At 73.3% G+C, this 15,851-nt stretch carries 12 protein-coding genes and 1 pseudogene; 8 read left to right on the plus strand and 5 right to left on the minus strand.

The genetic code is table 11. The annotated features are described in order from the left end of the window. From lanKC to IE207_RS13250, 4 genes are all read left to right on the plus strand, one after another. Positions 1-2,676: a class III lanthionine synthetase LanKC gene (lanKC, locus tag IE207_RS13235; RefSeq protein WP_190184345.1), complete on the plus strand. Its 2,676-nt coding sequence runs from the start codon at positions 1-3 to the stop codon at positions 2,674-2,676. Beyond that, complete coding sequence (locus IE207_RS13240; RefSeq protein WP_136215832.1) at positions 2,673-2,807, plus strand: SapB/AmfS family lanthipeptide; 135 nt, start codon at positions 2,673-2,675, stop codon at positions 2,805-2,807. The genes lanKC and IE207_RS13240 overlap by 4 nt, the downstream gene beginning before the upstream one ends. 155 nt (positions 2,808-2,962) lie before the next feature. Beyond that, positions 2,963-5,230, plus strand: a complete 2,268-nt coding sequence (locus IE207_RS13245) for an ABC transporter ATP-binding protein (RefSeq protein ID WP_229873691.1) — start codon at positions 2,963-2,965, stop codon at positions 5,228-5,230. Then, complete coding sequence (locus tag IE207_RS13250) at positions 5,227-6,978, plus strand: ATP-binding cassette domain-containing protein (RefSeq protein ID WP_190184346.1); 1,752 nt, start codon at positions 5,227-5,229, stop codon at positions 6,976-6,978. The genes IE207_RS13245 and IE207_RS13250 overlap by 4 nt, the downstream gene beginning before the upstream one ends. Before the next feature lie 22 nt (positions 6,979-7,000). On the opposite strand, the gene IE207_RS13255 is transcribed toward IE207_RS13250, so the two are convergent. The 3 genes from IE207_RS13255 to IE207_RS13265 form a co-directional block, all read right to left on the minus strand. Next, on the minus strand, positions 7,001-7,609 hold the full coding sequence (locus tag IE207_RS13255; RefSeq protein WP_190184347.1) for a response regulator transcription factor: 609 nt from the start codon (positions 7,607-7,609) through the stop codon (positions 7,001-7,003). A gap of 344 nt (positions 7,610-7,953) precedes the next feature. Continuing rightward, positions 7,954-8,304: a PRC-barrel domain-containing protein gene (locus IE207_RS13260; protein WP_190184348.1), complete on the minus strand. Its 351-nt coding sequence runs from the start codon at positions 8,302-8,304 to the stop codon at positions 7,954-7,956. A 155-nt stretch (positions 8,305-8,459) separates the two neighbouring features. Next, entirely contained in the window at positions 8,460-8,909 is a 450-nt protein-coding gene (locus IE207_RS13265) for an SRPBCC family protein (RefSeq protein WP_190184349.1), read from the minus strand. Positions 8,910-9,480: 571 nt separating this feature from the next. Here IE207_RS13265 and IE207_RS13270 point away from each other — a divergent pair. After that, positions 9,481-10,243, plus strand: a pseudogene (locus IE207_RS13270) (transposase); the annotation flags it as partial. On the opposite strand, the gene IE207_RS13275 reads toward IE207_RS13270, so the two are convergent. Next, positions 10,236-10,706 (minus strand): hypothetical protein, encoded by a 471-nt coding sequence (locus tag IE207_RS13275; protein ID WP_229873692.1) that lies wholly within the window; start codon positions 10,704-10,706, stop codon positions 10,236-10,238. The pseudogene IE207_RS13270 and the gene IE207_RS13275 overlap by 8 nt on opposite strands. Between IE207_RS13275 and IE207_RS13280 the strand changes: the two genes are divergently transcribed. Together IE207_RS13280 and IE207_RS13285 are read left to right on the plus strand one after the other, a co-directional pair. Continuing rightward, positions 10,705-10,866 carry a hydrophobic protein gene (locus tag IE207_RS13280; RefSeq protein WP_190184350.1) on the plus strand — a complete coding sequence of 54 codons (162 nt, stop codon included), beginning with the start codon at positions 10,705-10,707 and terminating at the stop codon, positions 10,864-10,866. The two genes, IE207_RS13275 and IE207_RS13280, sit on opposite strands and share 2 nt — an antisense overlap. A gap of 183 nt (positions 10,867-11,049) precedes the next feature. Next, positions 11,050-11,766 carry a hypothetical protein gene (locus tag IE207_RS13285; RefSeq protein ID WP_190184351.1) on the plus strand — a complete coding sequence of 239 codons (717 nt, stop codon included), beginning with the start codon at positions 11,050-11,052 and terminating at the stop codon, positions 11,764-11,766. A 111-nt stretch (positions 11,767-11,877) separates the two neighbouring features. Here the strand turns inward: IE207_RS13285 and glgX are convergent, their stop codons facing one another. Next, a complete protein-coding gene (gene glgX, locus IE207_RS13290; protein WP_190184352.1) occupies positions 11,878-14,010 on the minus strand; it encodes a glycogen debranching protein GlgX in 2,133 nt (710 codons plus the stop codon). 77 nt (positions 14,011-14,087) lie between these two features. Here glgX and IE207_RS13295 point away from each other — a divergent pair, with 77 nt between their 5' ends. Next, positions 14,088-15,839 carry a bifunctional phosphatase PAP2/diacylglycerol kinase family protein gene (locus IE207_RS13295; protein ID WP_190184353.1) on the plus strand — a complete coding sequence of 584 codons (1,752 nt, stop codon included), beginning with the start codon at positions 14,088-14,090 and terminating at the stop codon, positions 15,837-15,839. The last annotated feature ends 12 nt before the right edge of the window (positions 15,840-15,851 follow it).

Genomic DNA, 15,851 nt, shown 5'->3' on the forward strand with positions numbered 1-15,851 from the left:
GTGAACAAGGGGTACGCCGCCTTCTGCGACGCAGACCGCTGGTTCTACGACGCGCCGTACCGGCGGGCCGAGGAGAGCTACCCGGCCGCGCTCGCCCCCGTACCGGGGGGATGGCGCGCCCACCGCAACGGCAGCTGGTACGCCCTGCGTCCGCTCGGCCTCGATCTTCCCTCCCAGGGATGGAAGATCCACGTGTCGGCCACCCTCGACAACGCCGGCTCCGTCCTGGCCCGTGTGTACGAGTACTGCATGGAGCAGCGCGTCGCCTTCAAGTTCGTGCCGAGCCGGTACCTGCTCCACCTGCGCAATGCCAAGTACGCGGACCGCGCCGCCAGCGGCAAGTTCCTCACGGTCTACCCGGCCGACACCGAGCAGTGCCGCCGCATCTGCGAGGACCTTGACGGCCTGCTGTCCGGGGAGCCCGGCCCGTACGTCCTCAGCGACCTGCGCTTCGGCGCGGGCCCGGTCCACCTGCGTTACGGAAGCTTCACCCTGCGGCACTGCTACGACGAACACGGCGAGGTCGTCCCGGCGATCGAGGCCCCCGACGGGCGCCTGGTGCCGGATCCGCGCGGACCGGTGTTCCAGCCGCCGGAGTGGGTCGAGCTGCCGCCCTTCCTGAAACCGCACCTCGAAGCGCGGTCCGCCGTCAGCCTCGCCGGTCTGCCCTACACGGTGGAGCGGGCCCTGCACTTCTCCAACGGCGGGGGCGTCTACGCCGGCCGCGACACCCGCACGGGTGAGGCGGTGGTCCTCAAGGAAGGGCGGCCGTACGCGGGCCTCGCCGCCGACGGGGCGGACGCGGTGGCACGGCTGCACCGGGAGCGGGCGGCGCTGGAGCGGCTGGCCGGTCTGGACTGCGTACCCGCCGTCCGCGACACGTTCACGGTCGGGGACCACCACTTCCTGGTGCTGCAGTACCTGGAGGGCAAGCCGCTCAACACCTACTTCGCCCGCAAGCACCCGCTGATCGACGCGGACCCGACGCCGCAGGCGCTCGCCGCCTACACCGCCTGGGCCCTCAAGATCCACGCGCGGGTCACCGAGGCCGTGGAGGCCGTGCACGCCCGCGGGGTGGTCTTCAACGACCTGCACCTGTTCAACGTCATGGTCCGCGAGGACCCGGCGGGCGAACCGTCCGTCGCGCTGCTGGACTTCGAAGCGGCCGCGCACGTCGACGAGGGGCTGCGGCAGACGGTGGCCAATCCCGCCTTCGTCGCCCCGCCCGACCGCCGTGGCTTCGCGGTGGACCGCTACGCCCTCGCGTGCCTGCGCCTGGCCCTGTTCCTTCCACTGACCAGCCTGCTCGTACTGGACCGGGCCAAGGCCGTGCACCTGGCCGGCATCGCCGCCGAGCGCTTCCCCGTACCGCGCCGGTTCCTGGACGAGGCCGTCGCGGAGATCCTCGCGGGGCCGGACGGGGAACCCGCCGAGGCGGTACGGGCAGAGCGCCCGGAGGCGCCGGACGGCCGGGTGCCGGTACCCCCCGGCCCCTACCTCCCGGTGGAGCCCGGGGACGGGGACGCCGCCCGGCGCTCCATGGCGGCGGCCCTGCGCGCCTCGGCCACACCCCAACGGGAGGATCGTTTCTTCCCGGGCGACATAGCCCAGTTCACCACCGAGGGCGGCGGCGCCGGCTTCGGGTACGGCGCCGCCGGGGTGCTGTACGCGCTGGCCGAGACCGGCGCCGAGCCCTGGCCCGAAGCCGAGGAATGGCTGCTGGCCCGCGCCGGGGATCCCGGCTCGGGGACTCCGCTCGGCTTCTACGACGGCCTCGCCGGCACCGCCTGGACCCTGGACCGGCTCGGGCACCGGAAGGAAGCGCTCGCCCTGGCCGGGGAACTGCTGCGCCAGCCGTGGCAGGAGACCGGCCCGGACCTGCACGGCGGGCTCGCGGGCATCGGACTGGCGCTGGACGCGCTGGGCACGGCGACCGGCGAGGGCGAACTGCACGCGGCTGCCGCGCGCTGCGCCGAACTCGCCGCGCGCTCGGCACCCCGGCTGACCCGCGCCGGACTGCTGTACGGCAACGCCGGGCCCGCGCTGCTCTTCCTGCGCCTGTACGAGCGCACCCTCGAGGAGGAGTACCTCGAACGCGCGAGGCAGGCCCTGCACCGCGATCTCGACCGGTGCGTGACCAGCGCCTTCGGCACCCTCCAAGTCGACGAGGGCTGGCGCACGATGCCCTACCTGGGCGCCGGCAGCGTCGGCATCGGCATGGTCCTGGACGACTGGCTGGAGCACGCCGAGGACCCGCGTTTCGCGCGGGCCCGGCGCGAGATCGTACGCGCCGCCCGGTCGAACTTCTACGCGCAGCCCGGCCTGTTCCGCGGCGCGGCCGGCATGGTGCTGCACCTGGCGCGGACCAGCACGCCCGACCCCGATGCCACGCGGAGCGCCGACCTCGACCGCCAGATCGCCGCCCTGGCGCGGCACGCCGTCCCCTACCAAGGCCACCTGGCCTTCCCCGGCGAACAGTTGATGCGCCTGTCCATGGACCTCTCCACGGGCACGGCCGGCATCCTGCTCGCCCTCGGCAGCGCGACGCCCGGCGGGCGCGCCCAGCTGCCGTTCCTCCCACCGCTGCGGCACGCCGCGGCGGTCCCAGAGCCGGCCGCGCACCACTGCGGGGCCGTGACCCCATCGCACCAACTCATCGAGAGGAACATGACATGACCCTTCTTGACCTGCAGTCGATGGAGACCGTGAAGGAAGAGACCACCGAGGCGGCCCTGCACGGCGGTGGCAGCCAGGCGAGCCTGCTGCTCTGCGGCGACAGCAGCCTGAGCCTCACGACCTGTCACTGATCAGGTAGCTTCCGGGCCCGGGCGGTTCACCGCCCGGGCCCGGAGCCATCTCCGGAGCCCTGGGAGCCTCGACCATGACCCCGCCCCCGTCCCCGCGCCCCTCCCCCGGTCCTCAAGGCGAGGCGGCACCTGGACGCGGCGGCGACCGGGCCCTGATGGCTGCCGCCCGGCACAGCGGTGCGCGCACCGCCGCCGTGGCCGCGTGTTCCGTCGCCGCCGCCGCCGCGGCCCTCGCCGAACCCGCCGTGCTCGGCCACACGCTCGACCTCCTGCTGCGCCGCGACCCGGCCGGGCCCTCCTGGACCCTGTGGTGCGCGGCCGTCATCACGGCCGAAGTGTTCCTGGACGCGGCCACGGCCCGGCTGACCGGGCAGGTGGGCGGCCGCAGCACCGCCTGGCTGCGCCGCAGGGGGCTGACCGCGCTGCTGCGCACGGCCCCGCACCACGCGGGCCGGCACCACCCCGGCGACCTCACGGCCCGGCTGACCGCGCACGCCACGGAGGCCGGTGCGGGGCCCGCCGCCGCGGCGGCCGGTGTCGCCTCGCTGCTGCCGCCGCTCGGCGGACTCCTCGCGCTGTTCCTCATCGACGCGTGGACCGCTCTCGCCTTCCTCGCCGGACTGCCGTTGCTGGGCTGGCTGCTGCGGTCCTTCGCGCGTGACTCGGGTGCCAGCGTGGCCCGTTACCAGGAGGTCCAGCTGGCCATGGCGGGCCGCCTGGTCGAGGCCCTCGCCGGGGCCCGGACCATCGCCGCCGCCGGCACCGCCGACCGCGAGCGCGCCCGGATCCTGCGCGGACTGCCCGGACTCGGCGCGCAGGGGCGGCGGATGTGGCGGGTCTACGGCGGCACGAGCGCCCGGACCTCCGCCCTCATGCCGCTGCTGCTGTACGTGGTCCTCGGGGTGGGCGGGCTGCGGCTGGTGGCCGGGGCCCTGGGCGTCGGGGAACTGCTGGCCGCCGTACGCTACGCCGGGCTCGCCGCCGGGGTCGGCGCGGTGACCGGCCGGGTCTCCGCCGTCGTACGCGCCAGGGCCGCCGCGCGGCGGACCGCGGCCGTCTTCGACCTCCCGGAGCTCGGGTACGGGGTACGGGAGTTGCCGCCGCAGGGGCCCGGAAGGCTGGAGTTGGCCGGCGTCCGGGTGGTGCGTGACGGGAGGACCGTCCTCGACGGCATCGACCTCGTGGTGCCGGGCGGCGCCACGCTCGCGGTGGTGGGCCGCTCCGGCGCGGGCAAATCGCTGCTCGCGGCGGTGGCCGGCCGCCTCACCGACCCAGACCACGGCCGCGTCCTGCTCGACGGGGTACCGCTGGGGGAGCTTTCCGCGGCGGCGCTGCGCCGAGAGGTGGGCCATGCCTTCGACCGGCCCGCGCTGCTCGGGCGGAGCGTCGCGGACGCCATCGCCTTCGGCCGGAGTCCCGGGCCGACGCGGGAGGAGGTGCGGGGCGCTGCGCGGGCCGCGGGGGCGGAGCCGTTCGTGCGGCGGCTGCCCGAGGGGTACGACACCGTCCTCGCGGACGCCCCCCTGTCGGGCGGTGAGCTCCAACGCCTGGGGCTGGCCCGGGCGTTCGTCCGGGTGGGCCGGCTGCTGGTGCTGGACGACGCCACCTCCAGCCTCGACACGCTGACCGCCCGCGAGGTGGAACGGGCGCTGGCGCGGTGCGTGCCGCTCGGGACGCGGATCGTGGTGGCGCACCGGGTCTCCTCGGCCGCGCGGGCGGACCTGGTGGTGTGGCTGGAGGACGGCCGCATCCGCGCCACCGGCGGCCACGCCGAACTGTGGCAGGACCCGGCCTACCGCGCGGTGTTCGCCGCCGAGCCGGACCGGACGCGTGCGCCGAACCCTCCGGCCCCCGCGCCGGCGCCCCCCACAGCCGCCCCCGCCCAGCTCTCCGGGGCGGCCCCCGCAGCGACCCTCGGTCAGGCGTCCGCAGCGGCCCCCGGGCCGGTCCCCGAAACGGCCCCTGCCCAGGCCGCCGGGCCGACCCCGCGAGCGGCCCAACGGCAGGCCCCCGAGCCGGCCCCCGCAGCGGCCCCTGCCCAGGCCGCCGGGCCCACCACCGCAGCGACCCCTGCCCAGGTCGCGGGGCCGACCCCGCGAGCGGCCCAAGGGCAGGTCTCCCGGGTGGCCTCCGCAGCGGCCCCTGCCCGGGCCGCCGGGCCCACCACCGGGCGGGCACTGGGAACGGCCCTCGGTCAGGTTTCCGAGCCCGCTCCTGGAGCGGCCCCCGGGCCGGCGGCCGGGATGGTCCCCGGAACCGTCCCTGACCTGGCCGCCGGGCCCGCCCCCGGAGCGAACCCCGGTCAGGGCGCCGGAGCGGCCCCCGGGCAGGTACCCAGGCCGACGTCCGGAGCGGCGCCGGGGGCGGGGGCCGGGAGGGGGGACGCGGGGGCTGTTGCGGCCGGGTTCGGTGGGGGGTCGTGAAACGGGGTGGGGCGTGGCCGGTGGTGGCGCAGGACGCGCGGCGCTTCCTGCGCTCCCGGGTCCGGCCGCTGGCCGCCCTCGCGCTCTGGTCGCTGCTGGAGTCCGCGCACACCTTCCTCGGGGGCTACGGCGTCGCCCGCGCGCTCGACGACGGGTTCCTCGCCGGCCGGGCCGCCACCGGCGCGGCCTGGCTCGCGGCGGCCGGCGTCGGGGCCCTCCTCGGCGGCTTCGCCCTGCGCGGGGTGTTCGCCGGGCTCGCGGACCTCGTGGAACCGCTGCGCGACGGTCTCGTACGCCGGGCCGTGCGCCAGGCGCTGGCCGCGGCGGTCGCCGATCCCGCGAAGGCCGCCGACGCGCGGGCGGTGTCCCGGCTGACGCAGCAGACCGAGATGGCCCGGGACTCCTTTGCCGGACTGGTCCTGACGGCCCGCTCGTTCGTCTTCACCGCCGTCGGCGCGCTCGTCGGCATGGCGGCGCTCGCCCCCGTACTACTGCTGGTGGTGCTGCCGCCCCTGCTGCTGGGGCTGGCCGCCTTCCTGGCCACGCTGCGTCCGATGGCGGCCGTGCAGCGGGAGTCGCTGGACACGGAGGAGGCCCTGGCCTCGCGGGTGGGGGAGGCCGCGGGCGCGCTGCGCGACATCACGGCCTGCGGCGGCGGCGCGGCCGTGGCCGCCCGGGTGGAGCCGCTGATCGCGGCCCAGGAACGGCTGGCCGGCCGGCTCGCCGGATGGGGTGCGGTCCGTACCGTCGCCCTCGGACTGGCCGGACGGGCGCCCGTCGTCGCGCTGCTGGCCGCCACGCCCTGGCTGCTGGGACGCGGGATCACGGCGGGCGCGCTCGCCGGCGCGGTGACGTACCTGGTGCAGTCCCTGCTGCCCGCGCTCGACACCCTGATGGCCGCCCTCGGTTCGGCGGGAACGCGGCTGCTCGTCGTACTGGAGCGGTTCTGCACGCCCCCGGCGCCGGCGCCCCCGCGGCCGACGACCGGCCCGGCGGTGGGCGACGGGCCAGCTGGCGCCGCCGCCGAGTTGAGGGGGGTCACCTTCGCCTACGGGCCTCACGCCCATCCCGTGCTCCAAGGCCTCGACCTGCGGGTGCGGCCCGGCGAGCACCTCGCGGTGGTCGGGCCGAGCGGTATCGGCAAGTCCACGCTCACCGCCCTGCTGGCCGGGCTGCTCACCCCCGACCGGGGCGTGGTCCTGGTCGCGGGGGCCCCCGCCCGCCCGGCCGCGGGCGGCGGGCCGGACCCGCGCCGGACGCTGCTGCCGCAGCAGGCGTACGTGTTCACCGCCAGCGTGCGCGACAACCTGACCCACCTCTGTCCGGGGCCGGTGTCCGGTGCCCGCCTGGACGCGGCCGTCGCCGCCCTGCGGCTGGGGGACCTCATCACCCGGCTGGGCGGTTACGACGCGGTCCTCGACCCGCTCCGGCTCTCCCAGGGCGAGCGGCAACTCCTCGCGCTGGGCGCGGCCCACCTCTCCCCCGCCCCGCTGCTCCTGCTCGACGAGGCCACCTGCCACCTCGACCCGGAGGCCGAGGAACACGCCGAGCGGGCCCTGGCGGCGCGCCCGGGCACGCTGGTCGTGGTGGCCCACCGGATCTCGTCGGCCGCGCGGGCCGACCGGGTCCTCGTACTGGACGGGACCCGGGCGGTGTGCGGCACGCACGACGAGCTTCCGGCGCGGTCGGCTCTCTACCGGGACCTCGTGGGGATGTGGGGCGAGGAGCAACCGGTTGCGCCCGCTTGAGTCCGCCTGCCCGGGGGCGTGCCTACACCCATCCCGCGCTGCGGGATATGCGGATCGCGTCGATGCGGTTGCGCGCGCCGGTCTTGCGGGTCACGGCCGCCATGTAGTTGCGGACCGTCCCGCTGGCCAGGTGCAGGGCTCGGGCGATCTCGGCGACCGAGTCGCCTTGCGCGGCCCGTGCCAGGACGCTCAGTTCGCGCGGGCTGAGGGGTACGGGATCGGCCTGCATGAACGCGGAGGCGAGCGCGGCGTCGATGAACCGCTCGCCCGCGGCCACCTTGCGCACGGCGCGGACGAGCCGCCCGGGTGAGCCGTCCTTGTCGACGTAGCCGAGGGCCTTGGCCTGGAAGGCGCGGCCGAGCGTGCCGGGCGTCTTGGCAGTCGCCAGGACGAGCAGCGGCGTGGGCGGGTCCAACAGGCGTCCGGGGCCCGTCCCTTTACCGGTGAGAACAGCCGACGCACCCGGACAGTCGACGTCGACGACGGCCACGTCTGGTCGTAAGGACTCGGCCCGGCGCGCCGCCGTACGCCACCCCGCGGCGGTGACGTCGAAGTCGCCTTCGGATCTGAGCAGGGCGGCCAGGGCGGACCCCACGAGGCTGACGCTGTGCAGTACGAGGACCTTCGTCATGGTGACTCTCCGAACTCGGTCTTGAGCGAGCGGTCAGGGCTTCATCAGCACCAAGCGGTTGCCCAGGTACCGGCCTCCGGAACATGAGCACCGGGGGCACGCGGGGGCGCATGGCCGTAAGGGGTCCGGGTCCCGGCCGCGCATGGACGGCATGTCGTACTTGTCGGCCCAGTCCGTCGCCCGGTCACGGCCGCCCGTCACCGTGATGTGTCCGGATCCCGTTGCCGCGCCGAAGCGGCCCCGTGGGCGCGGGTGTTCGAAACGGGGGTTCGGGGGTTCGGAAAACGCGGGCGGGCGGCACCGGATCAACCGGTGCCGCCCGCCTGCTGGATCGGGAGGTGGAGTCAGCCGAGGAAGCCGCTGTAGTAGCCGCCCACCTGACCGCGGTAGTCATCGTCGTGGAGGTGCTTGTCCCGCTCGAACTCGGGAGCGTTCTTGATCTGCTCCTTCGTTCCGTCGACGTAGATCTTCTGCTCGTCCGGGTCGATGCGCGTGATGGTGCCGGCCGGGAGCAGGACTTCCCGGCCGAAGATCCACGGGCCGGTGTCGACCACGATGTAGGAGGAGCCGACCTCGTCCGAGTGCTTGTCGACCTTGCCGATGCTGCCGTCGGTGGCCTCGACCTTGTAGCCCGTCAGGTCGGCGCCCAGCGCCCGGCCCGACGTCTCGCGGTAGCCCCATACGTTCCCAGACATGCGAACATCTCCTTGATCGGTTCGTCGGCCCACAGCTCCGCCGGCCCGTCGAAAGGTCCGGGGGGTGGGGGCCTCGTAACGGCCCGCCTGCCCCGGCAGGGGGTTCCCACACTCGGGGAACGGACTCCGCCGCCGGAGCCTGCGGCACCCGCCGCTCAGACCTGGCCGCGCCAGGAGCCGGTCTCCTGGCCGCGCGCCTCGATGTACTCCTTGAAGCGCTTGAGGTCACCGGTGATCTGCCGCTTGACGAAGCCGAGCTTGTCACCGACGTTCTCCGTGAACCCGTCCGGGTCGTAGTCGAGCTGGAGCATGACCTTGGTCCTGCTCTCGGCCAGGCGGTGGAAGGTGACCACACCGGCCTGCTTCACCTCTCCGCCGAGGGTCGTCCACGCGACCCGCTCGTCGGGGATCTGCTCGGTGATCTCCGCCTCGAACTCCCGCTGCGCACCGCCCACCTTGGTCACCCAGTGGGTCATGGTGTCGGTGCGCTGGTCGATCCGCTCGACCCCCTCCATGAAGTGGGGGAACGTCTCGAACTGCGTCCACTGGTCGTAGGCGGTACGGACGGGGACCTCGACCTCGATGGACTCTTCGACCTTCGACATGGTTTCGCCTTCCTGATCACGGCCGCCGACGGCTCCTGCCCGCCGGGCCTGACCGGGGAGTCCGTCTCCCGACTCCGCCCGTGCCCCGGTTTTCCCGTCCCAAAAAGTCGTGCGGCAGGCCGTTTGAGGTCCGCAGGACGGGTCACACGCACAAATGCCGGTGCACGGACGCCAGTTGCACGACGTCGATCCGTGCACCGAGGACCGGTGGCCGCGCGCTGAGCCCCTCCCCCTGGAACGCGCGCGGCTCACGGGCCCTACACCACGCTGCCGTCCCGCCGTACAGGACCCCCGGCCGCCGCCCCGCTGCCTCTGCGCAGCGCCGCGGCCCGGGCAAGCCCCCGGCGGCCACTGCCCTGACAGGGACCCCCGGGCCCAGACGGGGCGGCAGCTTCCCCCCCATTACCTTCTTGGTGGCCCCGCAATGCGGTGCCCGACCTCCGGAGTCGGCATGACTTTCTCCCCCTGTCGATCGCATGGCCTGGGGGGGGGTGGTGTCACCGGCTCCGGAGGCATCGACAGACCGGCGAACACCACGCCACCGCCGTCACCCCGGCCGGGAAGAAGGCCTTCGACAAACGGCAGCAACCGCCTGCGCGGCCTGCTGACGCAGATCCACCCGCACCTGGAGCGAGTCCTCGGCCCTCGGATCCAGCACCCGGCCGTCCTGATGCTCCTGGAGCGGTTCGGGTCCCCGGCCCAGATCCGCAAGGCCGGGCGACGCCGGCTGATCACGTTGATACGGCCGAAGGCCCTGCGGATGGCCGAGCGACTGGTCGAGGACATCTTCACCGCGCTGGACGAACAGACCGTCGTCGTCCCGGGTACGGACGCGGCCGCCCTGATCGTCCCGAGCCTCGCCGGCTCGCTCCAGGCCGTGCTTGACCAGCGCAAACTCCTCGCCGCGAGGATCGAGGAACAGCTGGGCCAACCACCCTCTTTCCAAGGTCCTGACGTCCATGCCAGGCACCGGCGTCAGGACCGGAGCCCGCATCCTCATCGACGTCGGTGACGGCAGTTCGTTCCCGTCCGCCGCCCACCTCGCCGCCTACGCCGGCCTCGCCCCGGCGACCCGCAGTTCGGGCTCGTCGATCCGCGGCGAACAACTGTCCCGGAGAGGAAACGAGCAGCTCAAACGGGCCTTCTTCCTCTCCGCGTTCGCGGATCTGGCCGACCCGGCCTCCCGCACCTACTACTACGACAAAAAGTTCGCTCGGGGCAAGCACCACACCCAAGCCCTCCTCTGCCTCGCGAGACGACGAGCCGACGTGCTCTTCGCGATGCTCCGCGACGGCACCTTCTACGAACCCCGGCCGACGGCTGCCGTCACATGACCAGCGGCTCAGCCAGGAGGACGACTCGATCGGCCTCGACATCGAAGCCGAGCACCGGACGGCCGTCATCGCCCTCAGGATCCATCAGGACCGGCTCGCCCAAGCGTCGCCCGATCTCCCGCAAGAAGCCGCAGAACACATCAAGTCGCTCCTGACCCTGCAATTCCCGCAGATCAACGTCGAAGTCGATGACCTCGTCGTCATGGAACCGGAAGATCGCCAGCACATCGGCAACCGGCCAGACCCGCAGGTCCGCGCACTCAGCGTCCGCCGGACGGGACAGCACGGTCTCCGCCTGAGGCACCGGCAGCACTGTCTCGCCTTCGGAGTACTGACACTTCCAACCCCTCGCCTCGACGAGATCGAGGACCGCCTGCCAGTCCTCGACCGAAGCATCCGGCACGCGCGACGCGAATGCAGGATGACCGGTGGGGCAGATGACTGCCTGGAGGTCGATAACCATGGTTCCCCTGCTACTCGTTCTGCTGCTCGCCCTGATTCTTTTCGGTGCGGGCTTCGCCGTGAAAATCCTGTGGTGGGTCGCGATCGCCGTCCTGGTGATCTGGCTGCTCGGATTCGTTGCCCGCCCGAGGGGCGGCAGCGGCCGGTGGTACCGCTGGTAGAACACGCTGACCAGCGATACCACCGGCAGTGGGCCCGTACCGGTTGCGGTACGGGCCCACTGCCGTTTTCCGCCTTTCCCCGGCGGCATCACGGATCTGATTCCGGGGGCGTGGGCGAAGCAGGTAATAGGCTCCGATTTCGAGGGCACGAGCAGCCCGTACGAGAGCAAGGCGGTCACCTTCGTGTCCCGTAAAAGAACTGATGCCCGCATCCGCCATCCGAGGCACGAGCGGCGCGGCGAAGCGAGGCTCCCCGCGGTCGTCGCCACGCTGACGGCGATCGTCCTCTACCTGGCGCTGCCCCAGCAGTTGCTGATCGCTCCCCGCTACTTGCTCCCGGCCTTGGAGGTGCTGCTCCTCCTGCCGTTGATCGCGATCAACCCGCGTCGGCTGACCCGGCAGACCAAGGCGTTCCGGTTCCTGTCGGTGGCCCTGGTCCTGCTCATCGTGGCCAGCAACCTGGTGGCTCTCGGCATCCTCGTCCACGAGCTGCTCTACGCGGGGGTCGACGACGGGCGTTCGCTGCTCGTGGCGGCGCTCCAGGTGTGGCTGACCAACGTGATCGCCTTCGGCCTGGCCTACTGGGAACTCGACCGCGGCGGCCCCGTCAGCCGTACCCAGGTCCCCCGTGAGGAGCTCCAGCTGGCGGACTTCCGCTTCTCGCAGGACGAGAACGACGACGCCGTCCAGGAAGTCGCGGACGGCGCCAGCAAGGTCTCCGACTGGGTGCCCACCCTGGTCGACTACCTGTACGTCTCCGTGACCAACTCGACCGCTTTCAGTCCGACCGACACGATGCCTCTGTCCGCCCGGGCCAAACTGCTCATGGCCGTCCAGAGCGTGGCGGCTCTGCTGACCTCGTTGCTGGTCATCGCCAGGGCCATCAGCATCCTGCACTGAACCGCTACCGCAGTCCGGCCCAGTGGGGTGACCCATGAGGTCGGCGTCGACCAGCGCGGCGGTCGAGTTCGCTCCGCCCGGGACCCTGCGGGTCGGACGGGGGGTCGGCGTTCACGGCCTCGGGCGGCCGCGGTCCTCACGGTCACTGCGGAGCACGACCGTGCTGTGCGGCTCCAGGCGGAGGGAACCGCCCGGTTTCAGTTCCCGCTCGTCCGGGGTGTCCGTCGTCGCGGTGTCGAAGAGCAGCGTCCAGCGCGTGGCGAAGCGGCTGCCGGGGAGGTGGAAGTCCACCGCGGCGCCCGTGTTGTTGAACATCAGCAGGAAGGAGTCGTCGGTGACCCGGTTGCCGTAGCGGTCGGGTTCGGTGATGGCTTCGCCGTTGAGGAACATGGTGAGGGTGCCGGCGTGCGGCAGCGTCCAGTCCTCCTCCTCCATCGGTGAGGCGTCCGGGCGCAGCCATTCGACGTCCGCCGGGAGCCCCGTGTGTCCGACGGCACGGCCGGAGAAGAAGCGCCTGCGGCGCAGGACGGGGTGCCGGCGGCGGAGCCGGATCAGGCGGGAGGTGAAGTCGAGCAGCCGCTCGCCGCTCTCGTCGAGGTCCCAGCCGATCCAGGCGGTGGGGTTGTCCTGGCAGTACGCGTTGTTGTTGCCGCCCTGGGTCCGGCCGAGTTCGTCCCCGTGGCTGATCATCGGGATGCCCTGGGAGAGGATCAGCGTGGTCATCAGGTTGCGCTGCTGCCGCTCGCGCAGGGCCAGTACGCCGGGGTCGTCCGTCTCGCCTTCCGCCCCGCAGTTCCAGGAGCGGTTGTCATCCTCGCCGTCCCGGCCCTCCTCGCCGTTCGCGTCGTTGTGCTTGCGGTCGTACGAGACGAGGTCCCGGAGGGTGAACCCGTCGTGGGCGGTGACGAAGTTGACGCTGGCGAGGGGCCGGCGCCTGTCGTGTTCGTACAGGTCCGCGGAGCCGGTGATGCGGGAGGCGAATTCCCCGAGCGTCCCCTCGCGGCCGCGCCAGTAGTCGCGGACGGCGTCACGGTAGCGTCCGTTCCACTCCGACCACAGGGGAGGGAAGTTGCCGACCTGGTAGCCGCCTTCGCCGAGGTCCCACGGTTCGGCGATGAGCTTGACGCGGCTGATGACGGGGTCCTGCTGGATGACGTCGAAGAAGGCGGAGAGCCGGTCCACCTCGTGGAACTGGCGGGCGAGGGTGGCGGCGAGGTCGAAGCGGAAGCCGTCGACGTGCATTTCCTGGACCCAGTAGCGCAGTGAGTCCATGATGAGCTGGAGCACGTTGGGGTGACGCATCAGCAGGCTGTTGCCGGTGCCGGTCGTGTCGTAGTACTGGGACCGGTCCTGGTCGGACAGCCGGTAGTAGGCGCTGTTGTCGATGCCCTTGAACGCCAGGACGGGCCCTTTGCCGTTCCCCTCCGCCGTGTGGTTGTAGACGACGTCGAGGATGACCTCGATGCCCGCCGCGTGGAGCGCCTTGACCATCTGCTTGAACTCGGTGACCTGCTCTCCTCGGCCGCCGCCGGCGGCGTAGGCGTTGTGCGGGGCGAAGAAGCCGATGGTGTTGTACCCCCAGTAGTTGGACAGGCCCTTTTCAGCCAGGTGGCCGTCCTGGACGAACTGGTGCACCGGCATCAGTTCCAGGGCCGTCACCCCGAGTCCCGTCAGGTGGCCGATGATCGCGGGGTGGGCGATGCCCGCGTAGGTGCCGCGCAGTTCTTCGGGCAGGGCCGGATGCGTCCGGGTGAGGCCGCGCACGTGGCCTTCGTAGATGACGCTCTCGCCGTAGGCGTGGCCCGGGGGCTTGTCGTCGCCCCAGTCGAAGCCTCGGTCGGTGACCACCGACAGCATGGTGTGGCCCGCGCTGTCCAAGGTGTTCGGTTCCGCGCCGTCCGCGAAGCGGTGGCCGTACAGGGACTCGTGGTGGTCGAGCTGCCCCTCGATGGCGGTGGCGTACGGGTCCAGCAGGAGCTTGGCCGGATTGCAGCGGTGTCCGGCGGCCGGGTCGAACGGACCCCGCACCCGGTAGCCGTACCTCTGCCCGGGACCCACGTCCGGCAGGCAGATGTGCCACGCGGACCGGTCGATCTCCGTCATCGGCACGCGGGTCTCACGCCCGGCGTCGTCGAGCAGGACGAGGTCCACGCCCTCCGCGACCTCGGAGAACAGTGCGAAGTTGGTTCCGGAGCCGTCGTACGTCGCTCCCAGGGGATACGGTTTGCCCGTCCATGTACGCATGTGGTCACGCTACTGTCGCAGGCGGCCGATCACCGTCGGACGCGCATGAGCGGGCCGTCGCGGGTAACACGGCGTCAATGAGACCTGAACGCGGCGCAGCCGTGAGCGCCGGACGCCTGCCCGTACTGCTGTTGCTTCCGGTGCAGGCGGCCCTGCTGATGGGCGTGGGACTGCTGGTCACCGGGCCGCTCGCGGACCTGTGGCCGCTGGTGGCGGAGGACGGCGTCAACCGCGTCCTGGCCGCGCACCGCGGCGGCCCCGCGACGCCCTTCTCCGAGTGGCTGTCCCTGCTCGCCGGCACGCAGAGCGTGATCTCACTGACTCTTCTCGCCGTCGTCGCCCTCGTGGCCGTGTCGCGGGGGCGGTGGCTGCGGGAGGCGGTCTTCCTCGCCGTGGCCGTCGCCGCGCAGTCGGCGGTGTTCCTGCTGGTGACCCTGGTCGTGGAACGGCCCCGCCCTGGCGTGGCGCACCTGGACGCGGCCCCGCCCACCTCCAGTTTTCCCTCCGGGCACGTCGGGGCCTCGGTCGCACTGTTCGGGGGCCTGGCCATCTTGGTGGCCGTCCGCCTGCGCGGTACGCGGCGGTGGGTGCGGTACGCGGTGATCGCGGTGCTGCTGCTGATCCCGGTGGCCGTGGCGTTCTCCCGGGTGTACCGGGGCATGCACCACCCCTCCGATGTAGTGGCCGGTCTACTGAACGGGGCGTGCACCCTGCTGGTCGTGACGCACGCCCTGCTGCTGCCGGCGCGGGCCCGGGCGGTCTCCGCGGTCCATGGGGAGCGGCTCCCGTCCGCCCGCGCCACGGGCGACGACGGCGCGGACCGTCCCGCCGAGGGGCGGCGGGTCGTGGTGGTGCGTCACCCGTACGGCTGCGGCGCGGAGCTGGCCGAGCGGGTGCGGGTCATCCTGCGCCGCCACGGCTACGCCGATCAGGTGTGGACCGCGACCTCCACCGAGGAGCCCGCCGGCGCCCTCGCCCCGCTGGTCGCCGGGGCGGACACCGGGCTCGTCGTGGTCTGCGGCGGGGACGGCACCGTACGGGCCTGCGCCGACGTGGTGTCGGGCACCGATACCGCCCTCGCGGTCGTGCCGTGCGGCACCGGCAACCTGCTCGCGCGCAACCTGCGGCTCCCCTCCGATCCGGCCGCCGCTCTGGAGGCGGCCCTGTCCGGGGAGACCGTACGGATCGACGTGGGCCGGGTGCGGGGCGACGGGCTGGAGCCGGCCCGGTTCACCGTCATGGCGGGGGCGGGCTTCGACGCCGCGATGGTGGGGGACGCGTCGGAGCGGGTCAAGGAGCGCCTCGGCTGGGCCGCGTACGTCCTCTCGGCGGTCCGCCACCTCGGGGACCCGAGGATGCGCCTGTCGATCCGGCTGGACGGGGGCCCGGTACGGGAGCGCCGGGCCCGGATGGTCGTCATCGGCAACGTCGGCACGCTGCAGGGCGGCCTGCCGTTGCTGCCCGACGCCCGGCCCGACAGCGGGCGCCTGGAGGTGGTGCTGCTCGACCCCAGGGGCGCCCGGGGCTGGCTCGCCGCCGCGGGGCACCTCGGCTCGCGCATGCTGCCGGGGCGGGCGACGCGGACTCCCGGCGGGGCGCGCGGCGCGGTGGCCGGAGGGGCACTGGAGTACTTCAGCGCGGTGCACGTCGACATCAGCTTCGCCAAGCCGCAGCCGCGCGAACTCGACGGTGACGTCGTCGGCGCCGGAACCCGGCTGACGGCCGAGGTGGAGCCGGGGGCGCTGCGGATCTGCCTGCCGCCCCGGCCACGGGCCGTCGAGGCGCCCACGGCCCCGGTCGAGCACGCCCCGTTCACCGTCGGCGGCTGAATCCCGGCCTCG

Origin of the sequence: Streptomyces cirratus (assembly GCF_014650775.1) — a bacterium.
GTDB lineage: Bacteria > Actinomycetota > Actinomycetes > Streptomycetales > Streptomycetaceae > Streptomyces > Streptomyces cirratus.